The sequence below is a fragment of the Vibrio sp. OPT46 genome (assembly GCF_015163535.1).
In the GTDB taxonomy this organism is placed as follows: domain Bacteria; phylum Pseudomonadota; class Gammaproteobacteria; order Enterobacterales; family Vibrionaceae; genus Vibrio; species Vibrio alginolyticus.
On sequence record NZ_JADDYG010000358.1, the window covers coordinates 13509 to 32273 of the forward strand.

At 42.8% G+C, this 18765-nt stretch carries 15 protein-coding genes and 1 pseudogene; 7 read left to right on the top strand and 9 right to left on the bottom strand.

Annotation, left to right across the window (positions count from 1 at the left end; genetic code table 11):
- Positions 1 to 155: 155 nt before the first annotated feature.
- Entirely contained in the window at positions 156 to 1103 is a 948-nt protein-coding gene (gene uspE / locus IQR33_RS16125) for a universal stress protein UspE (protein WP_005377500.1), read from the top strand.
- Positions 1104 to 1243: 140 nt separating this feature from the next.
- Here the strand turns inward: uspE and ttcA are convergent, their stop codons facing one another.
- The 4 genes from ttcA to IQR33_RS16145 form a co-directional block, all read right to left on the bottom strand.
- Positions 1244 to 2137 carry a tRNA 2-thiocytidine(32) synthetase TtcA gene (gene ttcA / locus IQR33_RS16130; RefSeq protein ID WP_005377502.1) on the bottom strand — a complete coding sequence of 298 codons (894 nt, stop codon included), beginning with the start codon at positions 2135 to 2137 and terminating at the stop codon, positions 1244 to 1246.
- Between the two features lie 198 nt (positions 2138 to 2335).
- A complete protein-coding gene (locus tag IQR33_RS16135) occupies positions 2336 to 2998 on the bottom strand; it encodes a DUF2987 domain-containing protein (RefSeq protein ID WP_042522976.1) in 663 nt (220 codons plus the stop codon).
- A 13-nt stretch (positions 2999 to 3011) separates the two neighbouring features.
- Positions 3012 to 3848, bottom strand: coding sequence for a glucosaminidase domain-containing protein (locus IQR33_RS16140; protein ID WP_017634900.1), 837 nt, complete (start codon positions 3846 to 3848; stop codon positions 3012 to 3014).
- Positions 3841 to 4638, bottom strand: a complete 798-nt coding sequence (locus IQR33_RS16145; protein WP_005389175.1) for a hypothetical protein — start codon at positions 4636 to 4638, stop codon at positions 3841 to 3843. The genes IQR33_RS16140 and IQR33_RS16145 overlap by 8 nt, the downstream gene beginning before the upstream one ends.
- A 400-nt stretch (positions 4639 to 5038) precedes the next feature.
- Between IQR33_RS16145 and potA the strand changes: the two genes are divergently transcribed.
- The 5 genes from potA (at position 5039) to IQR33_RS16170 (ending at position 10186) form a co-directional block, all read left to right on the top strand.
- Complete coding sequence (gene potA, locus IQR33_RS16150) at positions 5039 to 6154, top strand: spermidine/putrescine ABC transporter ATP-binding protein PotA (protein ID WP_017634901.1); 1116 nt, start codon at positions 5039 to 5041, stop codon at positions 6152 to 6154.
- Entirely contained in the window at positions 6135 to 6995 is an 861-nt protein-coding gene (potB, locus tag IQR33_RS16155) for a spermidine/putrescine ABC transporter permease PotB (RefSeq protein ID WP_005377512.1), read from the top strand. Before potA ends, potB begins: the two co-directional genes overlap by 20 nt.
- Complete coding sequence (potC, locus tag IQR33_RS16160; RefSeq protein ID WP_005389180.1) at positions 6995 to 7765, top strand: spermidine/putrescine ABC transporter permease PotC; 771 nt, start codon at positions 6995 to 6997, stop codon at positions 7763 to 7765. Before potB ends, potC begins: the two co-directional genes overlap by 1 nt.
- A 102-nt stretch (positions 7766 to 7867) precedes the next feature.
- Positions 7868 to 8899 carry an extracellular solute-binding protein gene (locus tag IQR33_RS16165; RefSeq protein ID WP_017634902.1) on the top strand — a complete coding sequence of 344 codons (1032 nt, stop codon included), beginning with the start codon at positions 7868 to 7870 and terminating at the stop codon, positions 8897 to 8899.
- 249 nt (positions 8900 to 9148) lie between these two features.
- On the top strand, positions 9149 to 10186 hold the full coding sequence (locus IQR33_RS16170; RefSeq protein ID WP_193837370.1) for an extracellular solute-binding protein: 1038 nt from the start codon (positions 9149 to 9151) through the stop codon (positions 10184 to 10186).
- Positions 10187 to 10274: 88 nt separating this feature from the next.
- Here IQR33_RS16170 and cobB read toward each other — a convergent pair whose 3' ends face one another.
- Complete coding sequence (gene cobB, locus IQR33_RS16175) at positions 10275 to 11006, bottom strand: Sir2 family NAD+-dependent deacetylase (RefSeq protein ID WP_005377522.1); 732 nt, start codon at positions 11004 to 11006, stop codon at positions 10275 to 10277.
- A gap of 118 nt (positions 11007 to 11124) precedes the next feature.
- Here cobB and IQR33_RS16180 point away from each other — a divergent pair, with 118 nt between their 5' ends.
- Positions 11125 to 11298 (top strand): hypothetical protein, encoded by a 174-nt coding sequence (locus IQR33_RS16180; protein WP_005377524.1) that lies wholly within the window; start codon positions 11125 to 11127, stop codon positions 11296 to 11298.
- Between the two features lie 32 nt (positions 11299 to 11330).
- On the opposite strand, the pseudogene IQR33_RS16185 reads toward IQR33_RS16180, so the two are convergent.
- The 4 genes and pseudogenes from IQR33_RS16185 to IQR33_RS16200 form a co-directional block, all read right to left on the bottom strand.
- Positions 11331 to 12455 (bottom strand): annotated as a pseudogene (locus IQR33_RS16185) (ammonium transporter); the annotation flags it as partial.
- Between the two features lie 296 nt (positions 12456 to 12751).
- On the bottom strand, positions 12752 to 13639 hold the full coding sequence (locus IQR33_RS16190) for an immunity 49 family protein (RefSeq protein ID WP_193837371.1): 888 nt from the start codon (positions 13637 to 13639) through the stop codon (positions 12752 to 12754).
- A 1-nt stretch (position 13640) separates the two neighbouring features.
- Positions 13641 to 18026, bottom strand: coding sequence for an RHS repeat-associated core domain-containing protein (locus tag IQR33_RS16195; protein WP_193837372.1), 4386 nt, complete (start codon positions 18024 to 18026; stop codon positions 13641 to 13643).
- Between the two features lie 422 nt (positions 18027 to 18448).
- The coding region (locus tag IQR33_RS16200; RefSeq protein WP_193843853.1) for a hypothetical protein at positions 18449 to 18765 on the bottom strand (317 nt) is incomplete at its 5' end.

An 18765-nucleotide genomic window follows, 5' to 3' on the forward strand; every position in this document is an offset into this window, starting at 1 on the left:
AAAAATGAGCTACATCATATTTCTCATAAATTCCTTTCGAAAGTCCTCAAAAAGTTCTCCAAACTAAGCTACAGTAAAAATGTACGGTGAGTACTCCAAAATACTGATTTAATTTACATTCAGTATCTGGTTTTGCAATAGAAGTGGGCTTAGTTATGAGTATATACAGTAAGATCCTTGTTGTAGCTGACATCAATAATGATGAGCAGCCCGCACTTGCAAGAGCTGTTCAATTAGCTCAGAAAAGTGTATCTAGAAGCCGAATCACTTTCTTTTTATCCATTTACGATTTCTCGTATGACATGACGTCAATGCTATCAGTGGATGAAAGAGATGCTATGCGTCGAGGTGTCATTCATCAGCGTGAGCAGTGGATGCGTAAAATTGCTCAACCATACCTAAACGATGGCTTCGACTTTGATGTTTGTGTTGTCTGGCACAACCGCCCTTATGAGGCGATTATTGCTGAAGTCTATGCAGGCAATCATGACCTAGTCATCAAAGGCACACGTAAGCATGATGTTTTAGAGTCTGTCATTTTCACACCGACAGATTGGCACTTGTTGCGAAAATGCCCTATTCCAGTGCTTCTTATTAAGAATGCTGCTTGGCCGGAACAAGCAAGTATCCTTGCCTCAGTACATGTGGGCTCAGAAAACCCGACTCATATTGATCTCAACGATACGATGGTCGAGCGATTAAAAGAAATCACCACTCGGCTTGAGGCCAAGCCATATCTTGTTAACGCCTACCCCGTTACACCGGCGAACATTACGATTGAACTTCCTGAATTTGACCCAACGACTTATACCGATGCAGTGCGAGGTCATCATTTAACGGCTATGAAAGCACTACGCCAAAAACATGGTCTTGATGAAGAACAAACGATAGTTGAGCAAGGTTTACCTGAAGATGTCATTCCGGCAGCTGCAGAGCGCTTGAACGCAGCAATGGTTATTTTAGGTACCACAGGGCGAACAGGGCTTTCTGCTGTCTTTATTGGTAATACAGCGGAGCACGTAATTGATAAAATAAATTGCGACGTGTTGGCTCTAAAACCAAAAGGCTACATTAGCCCTCTCGACCCAAATACAGCAACCTAATCTCTCTTTAGTATTGCTATGTATTGAGCGCTTTCAAATAAGCGCTAATAAATCCCCCGAATACAGGGGGATTTTTGTTTGGGAACAGTTAAAGCGTTGGGTACAAAAAAGGAGGTCTAATTGACCTCCTTTTTTACGAGTTAGATGTTCGTAACATCGATGAACATCGATTCATCAATATTCGTCGAAGAAACGACAGCCTCATTAAATTCATACTCTTCGCGGTTACCTTCACGATCTAGCGGTAAGTTAACAAAGTCGAACAATTCGCGGTCTGCTAGTTGGCTTGGGCTTACGTTTTGAATTGATTTAAAAATTGCTTCCACACGCCCTGGCGTCTTCTTATCCCATTCAATCAACATTGCTTTTATAGATTGACGCTGAAGGTTCTCTTGAGAGCCACAAAGGTTACACGGAATTATTGGGAAATCCTTGTGCTCAGCGTATTTGATCAAATCTTTTTCACGACAGTAAGTCAATGGACGAATGACCACGTTACGGCCATCATCAGAGCGTAGCTTTGGTGGCATCGCTTTAAGGCGAGAGCCGTGGAACATATTCAAGAACATTGTTTCGACGATGTCATCCATGTGATGACCTAGCGCAAGCTTAGTTGCACCAATCTTCTCTGCAAATGAATACAGCGTACCACGTCGCAGGCGTGAACACAGACCACAAGTGGTTTTGCCTTCTGGTACCTTCTCTTTTACGACGGAATACGTGTCCTTATCGACGATATAGTAAGGGATATTCAGTGTTTCGAAATACTCTGGCAGAATGTGCTCAGGGAAGCCCGGTTGTTTTTGGTCTAGGTTTACCGCAACCACTTCAAATTTGATCGGTGCGGCTTTTTGAAGATTCAGCAGGATATCAAGCATCGCGAATGAATCTTTACCACCGCTAATACATGCCATTACAACATCGCCTTCTTCGATCATGTTGTAATCAGTAATGGCATTTCCAACATGTCTTCTTAGGCGTTTCTGAAGCTTGTTGAATTCTAGGGTTTCTTTTCTTGTATCTATTTGGTTCATTGCGGGCTCTCACATCGCCGATAAATCGACTAGGACTTCCTAACATGGGTTTCTTTGGGGCGTGGATTATACGAGCTTTTTACGCAGGATTAAATGCTTGTCTTATTGAGTCTTTAAGAAAAGAGTGTGAAAGATACTTTAGTTACGGTCAAAATTAAAAAAGAGCTGCGATTGCAGCCCTTTCTAAACGTTCAGTGTTCATTTCTTTGCGTTAGGTAGATAAGGTAACACTCGCATCGTCGGTTCTGGTAGTGTCATTGTGCCACCTTGCCCTATTTCACTTAGTGCGACTTGTATCTTGCCATTGACAATTGGCTTTTCGGTTCCGTTTGAGAAAATCACTTTATCATTCAGTTGATTTGCAAACTCCATCGTCACACCTTGAACTTCCGGTGTAAACCAACCCGCAAACATACCGCCTAAATCTTCCAGCATCGTCTGCATTTGAGGTAGAAGAGGCTTAAGTTGCTCGTAAGAAACGTTACCCTGTAATGGTTCTTTGGTCATCACGACAAGTGAGTAATCGCAACGTGTATCTTTTGGGGTATCGATAAAAACCAACGGATTCGCTGACTTTAAGTTTTTATCAACAGGTAAAGGCAACTCTTGTGAAGCAGGGATAACAAACTCTTCATAGTGCTCTTCTTTTTCCATCCAAGCTTTTTCTATCGTACAAATTTGTTTAGTTTTTGCGTCCACAAAAAAGACACCAACTTTCACATCGTCATGCCCTTCTTTATTGTTGTTTTTTAGTTGAGTGTATAACTTTGAGTACGTGAACATGTACTCTTGAGCTTGGGTTATCGGCGATACAAGAATTAGCGCCGCACTTCCCAATAGACTTAGGCTTAACTTTTTCATTTTATCCGTTATTTTATTGCGTCCAGTAGGCGTTGTTATGACGAATCATAGCGCGAAGATCGTGTACATAGGCGATGCCACGTTCAGAATAGGCTAGCAACCCATGCGTTAACTCTGACGCGGTTGCAACCGTTAACAAGCCCTTGTTCTTTTCAGCCAGAGATGTTCTGATTTCACGCAGGTCTGCATACGCTGGGTTTCGATTAACATTCATAAAGTAGCCATGAACAGACTGTTGTACAGAATCGAATTTTTCAACTTCATGAACTTTGTTAGCGCCACGTTGCGCTGGAACAATTCCACAGCCCTTTTTATAACACCATTGGCCGAACAAGTTGTTTGCTTGAGTAGCAAAACGAGAAGTGCCCCACGCAGATTCATTTGCCGCTTGAGTTAGAACCAAGGCTTCAGGTAAGACGTTCACTCGCACAAGCATCTCGTCTAGCCATGCTTGATCAATCTTATCGTTACTCAAGGGCAACGAATACAGAGATGATAACCGCTGAGCATACTCTTGTTGTTCTTGCGTCACTTGTCCCACCTTTAAAGAGGTAAGAAAGGCACGCTCATGACGAATTCGTTGATTCTCAAGAGCAATTTTAGGCCTTAAAAAATCAAAAAAAGCAGCTTTTTTCTCTTTCGTATCTTTTATTGAATTGAAGTCTGGGATATCACCGATGTATGGCAAGTGTGATAAATCGACATGCTTAATCTTGCCAGAGAGTACGTCAGGATTTTCCACATATTTAAACTGTTTCTCGTAGTGTAAATATGGGCCTATAGAAATAAAAGTGGCGGCTATACAGGTTGCCGCCACTCGTAAACTTATTGATTTCAAAGAATTAGGCATCAAACACCTGTGAGTTACCATCGTGATCATTATCGTTTTTCTGTGTTGTAACGATCTTAAGCTTAATTCCAAACATTTCGCGGTAGAGTATGCCTTTCAAATGGAAGAAGAATGGCAGCACAAAAATCAAGCCAATACCGTAGAACATTGCTGCAATAATAAACATTAACATCACGCCTAAGTAAAGCCCCGCGACCACAAAAATCTTCTTGTTGATTGCGCGAAGTGATAACAGCAACGCTTGCATTGGTGGCACCCTTTTCTCACAAATCAACAAAATAGAGTGACTAAATGCCAAGGAAAGATACAGCGACAGTAAAGGAAAAATCATACCAACCACACCTTGTAGCATTAAGCTCATGAGCGTTGCTAGAATAACAGGAATGGTGAACTGCAACCCCTTTCCAACATGGCGCAACTTAGTCTTCAGGCCGGCGACATGGCTCATAGCCATCAAGCTGATCCCCGCATAAATTGGTGCGCTAATCACCTCATAACTGAAATTCGCGACATAAATAGAAGACACAATATCGTTTGTGAACGACTCTGGGTTCTCAAATGCATCAAGAATAACGCTCAAATCGCCCAACTGCAGTTTTAATGCAATATAGAAAATACCTAACTGGACAAAAAGCAATACAATAATGGCAGGAGAAAATGATAAAAAGTGCTGGATGGTTGCTCGCCAAGCTTCGTTAAAAACCGCGCCAGCTTTAAGCTCGTAGTTGCCAGACAAAGCTCGCTCTACACTCCCCCCAAGATTGAAATCTTTCTCAAAATCGTCGTTCATAGTTTATCCAAGACTAACTTGTAAAATTTTGACTGGAATTCCAGTCAATTAATGTAATCGTCATTATAAAGAAATCTTTCCACATCTAACATCACAACTCACCTACAATCCTTGCAATCTCAACTGTATGGTTGATAATTAACCACTTTCAAGGTCATGAAATTGAAACAATTGTTGAACAAAGTTTAGTGCTATCAAACTGTGTCTAGATGCCAATTAATCTCATAAAAACAGTATGGTAAGGAATGATGGCTTTTTCCTGCAAAATTATTTCTGTTTCAAGATAAGAAAATGCTTTAATTTCACACTTTTGGTGATTATGATGCGCGCCTCAAAAGTGAATGGTTAGTGTCACATCAGCTGGGATAATCCCGGCTTGAACGTGGGGGAAATACAGACGTTGAACGCAAAACCGCAAGCAGGAAAGCCAGTTATTCGTTTATCTGGTATTAGTAAAAGTTTCGATGGTAAGGAAATCATCGGTAATTTAAATCTGGATGTTAATCATGGTGAATTTCTGACGATTCTCGGGCCTTCTGGTTGTGGTAAGACAACAGTTTTACGCATGATTGCAGGTTTTGAAACGGCAGATAACGGTCAAATTATTTTGGATGACCAGGATGTAACACAGGTTCCTGCAGAGCAAAGGCACGTCAACACGGTATTTCAAAGTTACGCATTGTTTCCACACATGACCGTATATGAGAATGTCGCTTTTGGTCTTCGTATGCAGAAAACGCCTACTGCGGACATTGAACCACGAGTAATGGAAGCGCTACGCATGGTGCGCCTAGAAAAAATGGCTCAGCGTAAGCCTCATCAGCTTTCTGGCGGTCAGCAACAACGTATCGCCATTGCGCGTGCGGTTGTTAACAAACCAAAAGTACTGCTGCTAGATGAATCTCTATCTGCACTTGATTACAAACTGCGTAAGCAAATGCAAATCGAGCTTAAACAGCTTCAGCGTCAACTTGGTATTACCTTTATCTTCGTTACGCACGATCAGGAAGAGGCCCTATCGATGTCTGACCGCATTATTGTTATGCGCGACGGTGTTATCGAGCAGGATGGTTCTCCACGTGAGATTTACGAAGAGCCGAAGAACCTATTTGTTGCTCGCTTTATCGGTGAGATCAACGTATTCAACGCAACCATGCTAGAGCGTATCGACGAGAAACGTATCCGTGCAGAAATCGAAGGTGTCGAGTCTGTTGTTTACTACGATCAGGAAGCGCAAGCAGGTGAAAAACTGCAAGTACTACTTCGCCCAGAAGACTTACGTATCGAAGAGATCAAAGAGTCTGAAGAAAAAGGCATCGTAGGTCACGTAACAGAGCGTACCTATAAAGGTATGACGCTTGATTCCGTTATCCAATTGGATTCAGGCATGCGTGTAATGGTTAGCGAATTCTTTAACGAAGATGATCCTGATGTGGACCACTCACTTGGCCAGAAAGTCGCTATCACTTGGGTTGAGAGTTGGGAGGTAGTCCTCAATGATAAGCAAGAAGATTAATCTTCAAAACGCGATCATTACCTTAATCGTCGGTTGGTTAACACTTTTCGTGTTGGTACCAAATGTGATGATTATCGGTACGAGTTTCTTAACGCGTGATGAAGCAAACTTAATCGAAATGACATTTACTTTCGACAACTACTTACGTCTACTCGACCCCTTGTATGCGAAAGTGCTGATGCACTCGTTCTACATGGCGATTGTGGCGACGTTGTTGTGTTTAGTAATTGGTTACCCATTTGCTTACATCATAGCGAAAATGCCAGAGAAATGGCGCCCATTCATGTTGTTCTTAGTTATCGTACCTTTTTGGACAAACTCTCTTATCCGTACTTACGGCCTGAAGATTGTTCTGGGTACACAAGGTATTTTGAACAAATCATTAATGGCGATGGAAATCATCGATAAGCCATTACGTATTATGTACACCGAAACAGCAGTAATGATTGGTCTTGTGTACATCCTGCTTCCATTTATGATTCTGCCGCTTTACTCGGCAATCGAGAAGTTGGACAACACTTATATCGAGGCGGCGAAAGATCTTGGTGCGAACAAGTTCCAAACCATTACGAAAGTGATTCTACCTCTTACAATGCCTGGCATTATCGGTGGTTGTTTGTTGGTTCTGCTACCAGCACTAGGTATGTTCTACATCTCTGACCTTCTTGGTGGTGCGAAGAACCTACTGATTGGTAACGTTATTAAGAGCCAAGTATTGAACGCTCGTGACTGGCCATTTGGTGCTGCGACCAGTATCGCCCTCACCTTCGCAATGGCTGTGATGCTTTACGCTTACTACAGAGCAGGCAAACTATTGAATAAGAAAGTGGAGCTAGACTAATGGGACGCACAGTTAGATTTAGCTTTATGGCGCTGGTGTATGCATTTTTGTATCTGCCAATCATCGTCTTAATTGTTAACTCATTTAATGCCAACAAATTTGGTATGAAATGGGGTGGTTTCACCACGAAATGGTACGAAACCTTAGTAAATAACGACAGCCTAATGCAAGCTGCATGGCATTCATTGAACGTAGCGGTATTCTCAGCGACAGCAGCAACCATCATTGGTAGCTTAACGGCCGTTGCCCTATTCCGTTACTCGTTCAAAGGTAAAGGTGCGGTAAACGGCATGCTGTTTGTCGTGATGATGTCTCCAGATATTGTTATGGCGATTTCATTGCTTGCTCTGTTCCTAGTATTAGGCGCGCAGCTTGGCTTCTTTACTCTATTGATTGCTCACATCACCTTCTGTCTACCATTCGTTGTGGTAACAGTGTACAGCCGCTTAAATGGCTTTGATGTGAAAATGTTGGAAGCTGCAAAAGACCTTGGTGCAAGCGAATGGGTAATCTTGAAACAGATCATCCTTCCTCTTGCTAAACCAGCGGTTGCTGCAGGTTGGCTACTGAGCTTTACCCTGTCTTTGGACGATGTGATCATCAGCTCGTTTGTAACGGGTCCAACATACGAAATCTTACCATTGAAGATTTACTCCATGGTTAAGGTGGGCATTTCACCGGAAGTGAACGCCCTAGCAACGGTGATGTTGATTGTTTCTTTGGTCTTGGTAGTAATTTCTCAGTTGCTAGCAAGAGAAAAAGTGAAGTAGAATCCGCACCTGTTAACATCACGAAACAGAATGGTTACATGCCATTCTGTTTTTCTATCTATCGTCCAAAATTGGACAACGTTTGGTTTGGAGCTAACGTCAATGAAAAAATGGGCTACTCTATTAGCTGGTAGTGCATGTGCGCTTTCTCTGTTCTCTGGTACAGCGACAGCGGATGATAAAGAACTAGTATTTATGAACTGGGGTCCTTACATCAACAGTAATATCCTAGAGCAATTTACTAAAGAAACTGGCATCAAAGTGATCTACTCGACTTACGAGTCGAACGAAACTTTGTATGCAAAGCTAAAAACCCATAACCAAGGTTATGACCTGGTAGTACCTTCAACGTACTTCGTGGCGAAGATGCGTGACGAAGGCATGCTACAAAAGATCGATAAGACTAAGCTGAAAAACTTCGGCAACCTAGATAAAAACTACCTAGACAAGCCTTACGATCCAAGTAACGACTACTCTATCCCACACGTTGTTGCGATTACAGGCCTAGCGGTTAACGCAGATATGTACGATCCAAACGACTTCCAAAGCTGGGCTGACCTATGGAAGCCTGAGCTTGAAGGTCAAGTAATGTTGATGGACGACACTCGTGAAGTGTTCCATATCGCTCTGCGTAAACTTGGCTACTCAGGTAACTCAAAAGACCCTAAGCAAATCGATGAAGCGTACGCTGAGCTACAAAAGTTGATGCCTAACGTTTTAGTTTTCAACTCTGACAACCCTGGCGCACCTTACATGTCTGGTGAAGTGGGCGTTGGTATGCTTTGGAACGGTAGCGCCGCAGCGGCACAAAGTGAAGGCCTGAACCTTAAACTCGTTTTTCCTAAAGAAGGCGGTATCGGCTGGGTTGATAACTTCGCTATCTCTTCCGGTGCGAAGAACGTAGAAGCCGCTCACAAGATGATTGACTTCCTACTGCGCCCAGAAATCGCAGAGCAAATCTCTCGTGATACTGGCTACCTAACGGCGGTGGAAGAATCGAATGCTAAGTTTAAAGACGTTGCCCCACTGTTCCCTTCTCAAGAAGACCTTGACCGCGTTGAATGGCAAGATGCGGTTGGTGATCTAACCGTTAAGTACGAAGATTATTTCCTCAAGCTGAAAGCGGGACAATAATCTAGCTTGTGTAACAAGTCATCAACCATAGGAAAATAGGCAGCAATACGCTGCCTATTTTTGTCTTAGGCTGATATAATCGCGCGTTGCTAGGTTTATTTGTCTTGGTATCATAGATTTATCGTCTCATAACAAGGAGACAACGATATTCAAGCTAAATGAACATATTTGTGCTTACTGCGATTTGGCTCAACTCGATAACTCCAGCTAGTATTGACTTGTCCAATCGCGAAACAAAACGGAAAACAAATGAAAAGTAAATTCTACGCAAGCGCTCTATGTGCAGCGACGCTCATCGCTACCCCTGCAATGGCTGCTGATCAAGAACTGTATTTCTACAACTGGTCGGAATACATTCCAAACGAAGTTCTTGAAGACTTTACAAAAGAAACCGGAATCAAAGTTATTTACTCTACATACGAATCTAACGAGAGTATGTACGCAAAACTAAAAACTCAAGGTTCTGGTTACGACTTGGTAGTACCGTCTACCTATTTCGTCTCTAAAATGCGTAAAGAAGGCATGCTACAACAGATCGACAAAGAGAAATTATCTCATTTTGCCGATCTTGATACTAACTTCCTAAACAAACCGTTCGATCCGAACAACAACTACTCTATCCCATACATTTGGGGTGCGACCGGTATTGGTATCAATGCTGACATGCTAGACAAATCATCGGTTACTAAGTGGGATGATTTTTGGGATAGTAAGTGGGAAGGTCAACTAATGCTGATGGATGATTCTCGCGAAGTATTCCACATTGCATTGACTAAGCTTGGTTACTCACCAAACACGACTAACCCAGAAGAAATCAAAGCCGCTTACGAAGAACTGAAAAAGCTAATGCCAAACGTATTAGTATTTAACTCAGACTTTCCTGCAAACCCTTACCTTGCGGGTGAAGTTTCACTAGGCATGCTTTGGAACGGTTCTGCATACATGGCTCGTCAAGAAGGTGCGAACATCGACATCATCTGGCCAGAAAAAGGCACTATCTTCTGGATGGACAGCCTAGCAATTCCAGCTGGTGCGAAGAACGTTGACGCAGCTCATAAGATGATCGATTTCCTACTACGTCCTGAGAACGCAGCTAAGATTGCACTAGAGATTGGTTATCCTACGCCAGTTAAAACGGCACACGATCTGCTACCGAAAGAATTTGCTAATGATCCAAGCATCTTCCCACCACAAGAAGTGATGGACAGCGGTACTTGGCAAGATGAAGTTGGCGAAGCGAGCGTAATATACGATGAGTACTTCCAAAAGCTAAAAGTGAACAACTAATTCGTTAGTTTTAAAGATATGAAAAAGCGGCTCATGAGCCGCTTTTTTGTTCTTAATGACAAGACAAAAACTCTTCCTGTTGAAGTTATTACGCTCTTTCTTTTCCTTCTAGAGCCAGTATCTCGTCAACTAATTTTGGAACCTCAACGCTTGCTTTTCCGTAGCGTTTCTCCTCAAATTCACTTTCTACCGCACTAGGTTCTAGGTTAATTTCAATGGTATGTGCGCCGTGCATTTTTGCATCATGAACAAAACCTGCTGCGGGATACACAACGCCAGAAGTCCCAATAGAAATAAACAAATCTGCTTCTTCTAATGACGCGTAGATATCACCCATTCGCAGTGGCATTTCACCAAACCAAACAATATGTGGTCGCATTTGTGAAGGGATCTGACAACAGTGACAAAGTTCGCCTGTCTTAATGTCCTCATTGTGCTCTACTACTTGGTTAGATTCACTACAGCGGGCCTTGAGCAACTCACCATGCATGTGAATCACATTCTGACTGCCGCCTCTTTCGTGAAGGTTATCTATATTTTGAGTGATGACCGTCACTTTACCTTCTAACTCAGCCTCTAAACGACCTAATGCTTCATGCGCTGCATTAGGCTTTATCGCATTATCTTGAAGTTTCTTGCGGCGTTGGTTGTAAAAGTCTTGAACAAGGTCCGGATCGCGAGCAAACCCTTCAGGCGTTGCTACATCTTCGATACGGTGATTCTCCCATAGGCCATCTTGCGCACGAAATGTTTGAATACCAGATTCGGCCGAGATACCTGCACCAGTAAGTACTACAATATTTCTATAAGGGAAATTCATAACTCATCCTTGCTGTTTTTTCATTAGCTTAACACTGAAAGAATAGCAACAGTAGTAATATGGATTAGACCATAGTCGTAATGGTCACTATTAGAATTACAATTTAAGAGGAACAGCAATGAGACAAGTATCTCTAACGTTTACATTGCTTCTGACTTTGGCAGGCTGTCAACTTACCAATGTTGAAGGCGAAGTCGATGATGTAAAGGTAAGAGTCAGCACCAATGATGATGACCATCGAGGTAATGGTAATTTCTGTCCTCCGGGCCAAGCCAAGAAAGACAATTGCTAAAAGAGCGGCTTTATGCCGCTCCCATATTGGCCTCAATCCTCGTTGGTCGAAGATATTTTATGAATGGCTAGGTCAGCGCCATTGAATTCGTCTTCTTCTGAAAGCCTCAGTCCCATACTGGTATTAATCGCACCGTAGACTACAAGTGCACCAAGCGCTGCGATGGAAAGGCCCAAAAGCGTTCCTAGAAGCTGAACGATAATGCTCACGCCACCTAGCCCACCCAATGCGCTTTGACCAAAAATCCCAGCGGCAATACCACCCCAAGCGCCACATACACCGTGTAAAGGCCAGACACCTAGCACATCATCAATCTTGGTTTTGTTTTGTAGGTGGGTAAAAAGATAAACAAATAGCACGCCAGCAATCGCACCTGTCACTAAAGCACCGATAGGATGCATTAAGTCTGAGCCCGCACATACAGCAACCAAGCCAGCTAGTGGGCCGTTATGAATAAAGCCAGGGTCATTCTTACCAGCCAACAGTGACGCGACAATGCCCCCGACCATTGCCATCAATGAGTTCATAGCCACCAAGCCACTTATGCCTGACACAGTTTGAGCTGACATGACGTTGAAGCCAAACCACCCCACACATAAGACCCAAGCTCCCAAAGCCAAAAACGGAATATTCGAAGGTGCAAAGTTGGTGTGCTTTCCTGCTCGAACTCTGCCTTTTCTCATGCCCAAAAACACGACGGCAACAAGCGCTATCCAGCCGCCAACACCATGCACAACGACTGAACCTGCAAAATCGTGGAAGCCATAACCAAAGGTATTTTCAAACCAAGCTTGAACACCAAAGTTTCCGTTCCAGATCATTCCCTCAAATAGTGGGTATACAATACCGACAGTGAAAAATGTTGCGATTAAAATCGGATAAAAACGAGCTCGTTCTGCGATACCACCTGAAACAATAGCGGGAATCGCTGCAGCGAAGGTCAGCAAGAAAAAGAACTTCACTAACTCGTAACCATTGCCTTGAGATAATGTCTCAGCATCAGCGAAGAAGGTGCCGCCATAAGCGACCCAGTATCCAATGAAAAAATACGCGATGGCGGATATACCGAAATCGGCCAAGATTTTAACTAAAGCATTAACTTGGTTCTTTTGGCGCACGGTTCCTACTTCAAGAAAAGCAAAACCAGCATGCATCAAAGTTAGGCTCATCACCAATTTGGTGAACTTAATTTATAGAGCGTCTAACAGAGCAATTCTCATTCCATAATTTATATTTCTAACACTTACGCTTTAATTTATTGTTTTGTATGAACTTTAATAAAATTACGTATTCTTGAAATGGTGTTTAACATGCTAATAAATGGACCAATATGGTTTTAGTGCACCAACACAATGCGCACTATATGGTTCAACAAACAGCAAACTCTCTACCATAAACGTAAAAGCCACCCCATGAGAGGTGGCTCATATACGGAATTGCTAACTAAAGGGGTTTATCGAGTGATCTTCCCTGCTTTTACATCTTCTAACCAACGTCCTTCGACAAGATAGGGAGGAAGCCAACCAGTTTCAACAGATAGACGGTTGCCTTTGTCGTACCACATGCAAGCCATGCCAAGCAGAGGGAAGTTGATAAAAGTTCTGATGCCTATCCTATCTGGTCCTAATTCTCTAAGATGATATTTCTCTTGGAACTGTAGGTTTTTAACGAGCGCTTCCTCAAAATCATAACCAATATTAGTAGTGAGCGCTGCGAAGGTTTCTAGGATCCCCATCGCAATTTCCAACGCCCAGTTATTCCCTTGAGCTACCGCTGCGTCCATTGCTGCAACCAGCTTATCAGGATAATCCGGTGTGCGGTTGTGGAACGACTGAATTACGTCTACTAGCATATAAGACAGCTCACCCGCTTTGGTAGAGCTCTGCCTCATCAAAGAAATTGGAAAGTTCGCCAATACGTCCATACTTGGCCTGTCACGCACAATTGTCGATATGAAATACATATCAATCCATCTATTAGGATTTATGCACCCCGTTTTTAAAATGCCTTCCCCGTCCCACTTTACTTCAGGATAGTCGAGAATCTTGATAGTTAATTCATCATTGGGATTCATAGCAAGTCGATGATAACAAGCGCCCATTAGAGAAGTTTCGTAAAGACGTAATGTACAAATTTGTTCGTCTTCATGCGAGGTTTGAAACCAGGTATACCAGCGAACCTGGTCAATGGCGAAATCACCAAGACTGATCAGGTTTTCCCGCCTGATTTTAAGACCTTCTTTTCGCTGATCTAGTATCTTATTGATAAATTCTTTCTCAGAAGAAACTCCACTTTCACTCAACTCAGGGTTTGCTTTGCGTTCTACAACTTTACTTTGCATTTTAACTTAGTCCTTTGGAATCAATTTTAAATTCTGCCACTTCTACTTTTACATCTGAGACATTCCCACCTTCAGGGATGTTTGCTTGAGTATGTATATATCGAATAGGTATACCGAACGAAGCTGCATGTTGAATTTTTCTTGCTGTTATTTTTTCAGTCGTCCCTTCCTTTTTTTCAGACATTAGGTTGGTGATTTCTGCAGTGTATTCCGTTGTCCCTTGCTGATATGCCATATTTCCAATCTTGCGGCTGCCCAGCGGGCTGCTCCCTCCTTTGGCCTCAACAATTATAATTTCACCTGGTGGCGGCTCTTCCACCTCGTAAACCATATCAAAATCGCCCGGCTTCGAAATTGAGGTTCCAATATCTTTGGGATGAAGCAGCTTAGCGTTAGGACGTTTACTCCGGACAAAGTCATCCGCGGCCAACTCACCTATTTTTGCAGACTGTTGGTTAATATTACCAATTTGAGCGTTATATCCCTCTTCGCCAGATCGAGCGTCCATTGCCTCTTGACGCTCTTTCAAGCATTCATCAATTTTTGCTTTGTTTCTTTCTGTTAGCTCATAATCACTCGTATTGAGTTCAGAGTTTTCTTTATACTCTGCTTTATTCAGCACAAGATCTTCAGTGAAGATCGTACAACCTTCCTCTCCACCAACTTTCTCTGAGTCAAAAACATGCGCATTTACAAACTCCTCAATCCCAACAACATACTGCACTTCGTGTCTGGTGCCATCTGAGTGATTGATATGACGATAAAAAGTAATCTCGTTTCTTTCGCAATCAATATGGTCTAAATCGTATTCATATCGAATATGATTTTTACCTTTGGGTTTTCGGATTTTGACTTGCGAGCGAACGCCATCTTCTCCGACGGATGATTCTTTTGCAGCTTCTAAAATCTGATCGCAAACCTCTTGGGGGACATCGCTTTGCGCCTGATACGCTGCCAACATTTGACCCAAGCGTTTTAGCCCTTCTTCACAAAGGAAACCTGTTGGATCAATCCACTGGATAGGATTGACTGCATATTGGTAATGGTTAATGCCACCAGCAATAGATATCGGATCTTGTTGGATAAAGCGTCCTAGCTTAGGATCGTAATACCGAGCGAGGTTGTAGTGTAAGTCGGTTTCTTGATCGAAGTACTGCCCTTGAAAACGCACTGGATTTACTACTTTTTCAATATGTACATGAGCAAAGCCATGAGCATCGTAGCTGGCACTCCATACAACATTCCCCTCGCAATCGATCAGTCGCTCTGGTTTACCAACTTGATCGCACTGGTACCAATAAATAACGTCATTTTCTAGCAGTGCCACTGGCGTGTAGGTTTCTGGTTGATATAGGTACCAGCGGAAAGCACATGAAGAGCGTTCACCAATTAAACGTTCCCCTTCCCACAAGAACTCCGTAACGCCTTGTTGTGTAATTTTCTTCGTCCTGCGCCCTAATGCATCATATTCATATTGACTGATGCCATCGTCAGTGTGAACTTCAATGAGCTGATTTAACGCATCAAATACGCGAGTCTGAACATGTCCTTGCCCCTCACGTTTTGTCTGGTTTCCTTGCGCGTCATATTTGAACCGAACACCATCGTGTACTTCAATACGATCAGCGAATACCTCTGAAGATGGCAAAGTAGGATTGCCAAAACTATCGTATTCAAATTTAGTCACTTCTCCGGAAGCATTGACTCGTTTCAGTTGCCCTAAGGTATCGTACTGATAGTGCGTTGCTCCTGCCGTATTATCAATGATTGATGAAATACGGTTTTGCGCATTGTAAACGTACTTTTTCTCTCTATCAGGCCAATGTTGTTCGACCAAACGACCAACACCATCATAAATGATGCGCTCATTAAAATGTGCCGTTTCAATTTGGGAAACTCGTCCCATTTCATCGTAATGAAATTTGATTTGAGGTAAATCTAGGTTTCCAAATCGAATCGCTGAAAAACGCCCATATCGATCATAAGAGAAGCTCAGCTCCGTATTATCTGGCAGTACCTGAGATACGCGTTGGCCAACTCTGTTAAACTCCTGCGCTATCTCAAACTGACCTTGAATTCGCTTTGTTAAATGCCCGAATGAAGAGTATTGGTATTGCAATGTTTGATGGCGATTGGATGCGAAAGTAAGTCGCCCACCAAGCGTATAATTGAAGTGGTTCTCTACAATACTGCGACCATTTCCTGCTTTGACGTGCTTGAGATAACCCGCAGCGTCATAGCGGTACAGCACGGTCCTATCGGCGACTTGCTTACGATGGATGCGCCCCATATCGTCATAATCCAATTGGCTTTGTAGATTATCAAAGCCAACAGTTCCTGATAGCTGGCCTTCATCGTCATACAGGAATTCGAACTCTAAGCCGTCACTCCGAACTAATTTAGTCAGGTTACGTTGTTGATCGTATTCGTAAGAAATATGGCTGCCATCGGGAAAGATGACTGCTTCTTGTTGCGCGAGTGCTCCCCATTGATACGAGGTAATGCCTGCTGGCGTTCGAATCTGAGCAACACGGCTGTGCTCATCGTAAGAATATTCTTCGCTATAACCGACTTTGTCTTCGTCGTTAAAATAACGAACTGATGTACGCCTGCCAAATTGATCATAAGCGAGTTGAGCAATACACCCATCGGGATAAGCAACGCCATTCACTAAATCTTCTTCATTGTAGCTATAACGAAGTAATGTACCGTCTATTTCATTCGCGATAAGTCTTTGTTGTTCATCCCACCACCACTGACTTTTCTTACCATCTTCAGACTCTTTTTTGACGACTTGACCGTGTTTATCGTAATCATACTCCGTGACACAGCCGAACTGATCGGTATCCCAAACTCTTTGACCGAGACTATTGTAGTAAGCCTTCTCGATATCCCCGTCAGGTGAAACCGTTTTAACTAACTTACCTAAGCCGTCATAGCCATATTGAATTTCTTTGCCAGAGGAATGAAACTTAGAAACTAATTGACCATGCTGATTATATTGATAATTGACCGTTGACTGATCAGGATAGATAGCTTGTGCTTTTCGTCCTAATTCATCATATTGCCATCTCCAAGTTCTACCTGTGGGGCTTATTTTCTCAAGTAGGTTACCCTGCTCGTCATGCAAGAAAGACCATTGATTATCTAACGAGTCAGAATAAGAAGAGTGATTTCCTTGATAATGGAAGCGATAGTCATAAATTCCTGCGTCCCCAACGTTTCTGATGCACTTCGCTTTTGCACCTTCGCCATCCCATTCAAAATAATGAGTAAAGCCAGTTGGTCGTACACGCTTAACAATTAAATGGCCGAGGTATTGATACTGTTCCTTTAGGCCCAAATGATTAGTTGCACTGACCAAATCATCGTGCTCATCATAGGTATAAGTTGCCAGAACTTTTTGGGACTTTGCATTAAGCAGTTCTACAAGGCGTCCTTGCTTATCATATTGACATTCAAGAACCGGACGCTTGTTATATGCGATCTCGATCAATCGATGGTTTCGAGAATACTGCAATTGAAACGTTGAAAACGTGCCATTTCTAACTTGTTTAACAAGCCAGCGATCATCTTTTTGTTCAAATCGATATTGATGCCCATTAGCGAGCGTCACGATCCGAGTTGCTGAATTTAGGAAATAACAGCTCGCACCAGCGTATATCTGGTAACTTGTTGCTCCAATATCTACTGGCTCAAATTCTGTGATATCTGCCTTATCGTCAACAAACTCCCAAGCGATAACGTTGTCTTTCTCGTCCGTCTTCTCGCGTAATTCAAACTGAAATGCATGTCGCCAACCAAAGCCCATTCCATGATTTACATCCGACTGCGAAGAGCGGTAAGTGCGCTGCCAAGTAGTACCTTGTTGTAGCTCGATATCATAGAGTTCGAGAATTTCTTCACCCGTCACAAGTGATACAGGATCACCGGCTTTCTCATGTTTTTCGCTGCTTTGTTGCTGAGGCTTGGCGGATGCGGCACTTCTGCCACTCTTTTTATTCGACTTCCCCTTTCCCTTCGATGGTTTTGCATTGACGGTATTTTGAGTTGGTGGAGGCGTAACCGCTGACGAGAGTGCGTAGTTTTCGCCGGTAGGTACAATTCGAGCGACATGCAAATAACCGTTCACCAAAGCATTGGCAAACGTTGAATTATAGTGTTGGGAAGTAAGCTCACCGTCAGGTATGTTTGGTTTGAATTGACCAATCGCATAGAACAAGTCCTCGACAGAGCGAAGGTCAAGCTCACCAAAGCTCTCAAGAAACTCTATTGCCTCTTGTTTGGTCACGAATGTTTTAGGTTCGCCGCTAGTAAGTAACTGACCTGAAAAGTGATAGCTTTCGCCAAAGCGATTCGTGATAGGAATGACGAATTGAGGGATCATAGCCGTAACGTGTTTGTCCTTTTCTTACCTTGCCGCATCATTTAATGCTCGTTTCGCTCTTTTTATTTGTGAGAGCAAGATGCCTTAATCAAACATCCTCCGATAGAGATTCCTCTGTATGCGTAGACTGAATGTATTGATGGCAATTTTCACGTATGCAACTCTTTGAATTTCTGAGCGCAGCGTACTTTAACGGGACGATGAATCCTGAGTAAATGAACAATAGCGTGAGTGAGACTAATGTCTCATCGTGACGCGATTTTTTTACATGTTTCTTACTTAACTATGATTTCCTGCCCAGTTACGTAAATTCACTCAATAAGTTGCATCAAGTATCACCCCTGCGACTAAGCGCTTCATATTTGAGACAAAACAGCAACAAAAAACCGCCTGTTACGGCGGTTTTGCTTAAAGAATATTGATTAAAGGTTTGGACCTGTCGATGGTCTGTGTGGTTGGTTATTGCGCAGTTGCTGCATCCCTTGAAACATTCGCATAAACCACACCAAGATGGCTAATACAGCAAACACCATCCCTACCCAAGGAATAAAGTAAGCGATGGTTTCAAGCAAAGTACTATGCAACCAATAATCACTCACGCCAACGAGTACACCATTAGAAGTCGCGACGGTGACGATCAACACAACAAAAAACGTCAGGTAGAGAAAGAAGGTGCGAATTAAACCGTAGTAATGAGAAATCACTACGTCGCTGTCTTCTCCCTTATCTAATCGGTAAC

Excerpts from the sequence above, each read along its gene's own strand:
- uspE (WP_005377500.1), top strand. The coding sequence starts at position 156 with ATGAGTATATACAGTAAGATCCTTGTTGTAGCTGACATCAATAATGAT.
- ttcA (WP_005377502.1), bottom strand. The coding sequence starts at position 2,137 with ATGAACCAAATAGATACAAGAAAAGAAACCCTAGAATTCAACAAGCTT.
- IQR33_RS16135 (WP_042522976.1), bottom strand. The coding sequence starts at position 2,998 with ATGAAAAAGTTAAGCCTAAGTCTATTGGGAAGTGCGGCGCTAATTCTT.
- IQR33_RS16140 (WP_017634900.1), bottom strand. The coding sequence starts at position 3,848 with ATGCCTAATTCTTTGAAATCAATAAGTTTACGAGTGGCGGCAACCTGT.
- IQR33_RS16145 (WP_005389175.1), bottom strand. The coding sequence starts at position 4,638 with ATGAACGACGATTTTGAGAAAGATTTCAATCTTGGGGGGAGTGTAGAG.
- potB (WP_005377512.1), top strand. The coding sequence starts at position 6,135 with ATGATAAGCAAGAAGATTAATCTTCAAAACGCGATCATTACCTTAATC.
- potC (WP_005389180.1), top strand. The coding sequence starts at position 6,995 with ATGGGACGCACAGTTAGATTTAGCTTTATGGCGCTGGTGTATGCATTT.
- IQR33_RS16165 (WP_017634902.1), top strand. The coding sequence starts at position 7,868 with ATGAAAAAATGGGCTACTCTATTAGCTGGTAGTGCATGTGCGCTTTCT.
- IQR33_RS16170 (WP_193837370.1), top strand. The coding sequence starts at position 9,149 with ATGAAAAGTAAATTCTACGCAAGCGCTCTATGTGCAGCGACGCTCATC.
- cobB (WP_005377522.1), bottom strand. The coding sequence starts at position 11,006 with ATGAATTTCCCTTATAGAAATATTGTAGTACTTACTGGTGCAGGTATC.
- IQR33_RS16180 (WP_005377524.1), top strand. The coding sequence starts at position 11,125 with ATGAGACAAGTATCTCTAACGTTTACATTGCTTCTGACTTTGGCAGGC.
- IQR33_RS16190 (WP_193837371.1), bottom strand. The coding sequence starts at position 13,639 with ATGCAAAGTAAAGTTGTAGAACGCAAAGCAAACCCTGAGTTGAGTGAA.
- IQR33_RS16195 (WP_193837372.1), bottom strand. The coding sequence starts at position 18,026 with ATGATCCCTCAATTCGTCATTCCTATCACGAATCGCTTTGGCGAAAGC.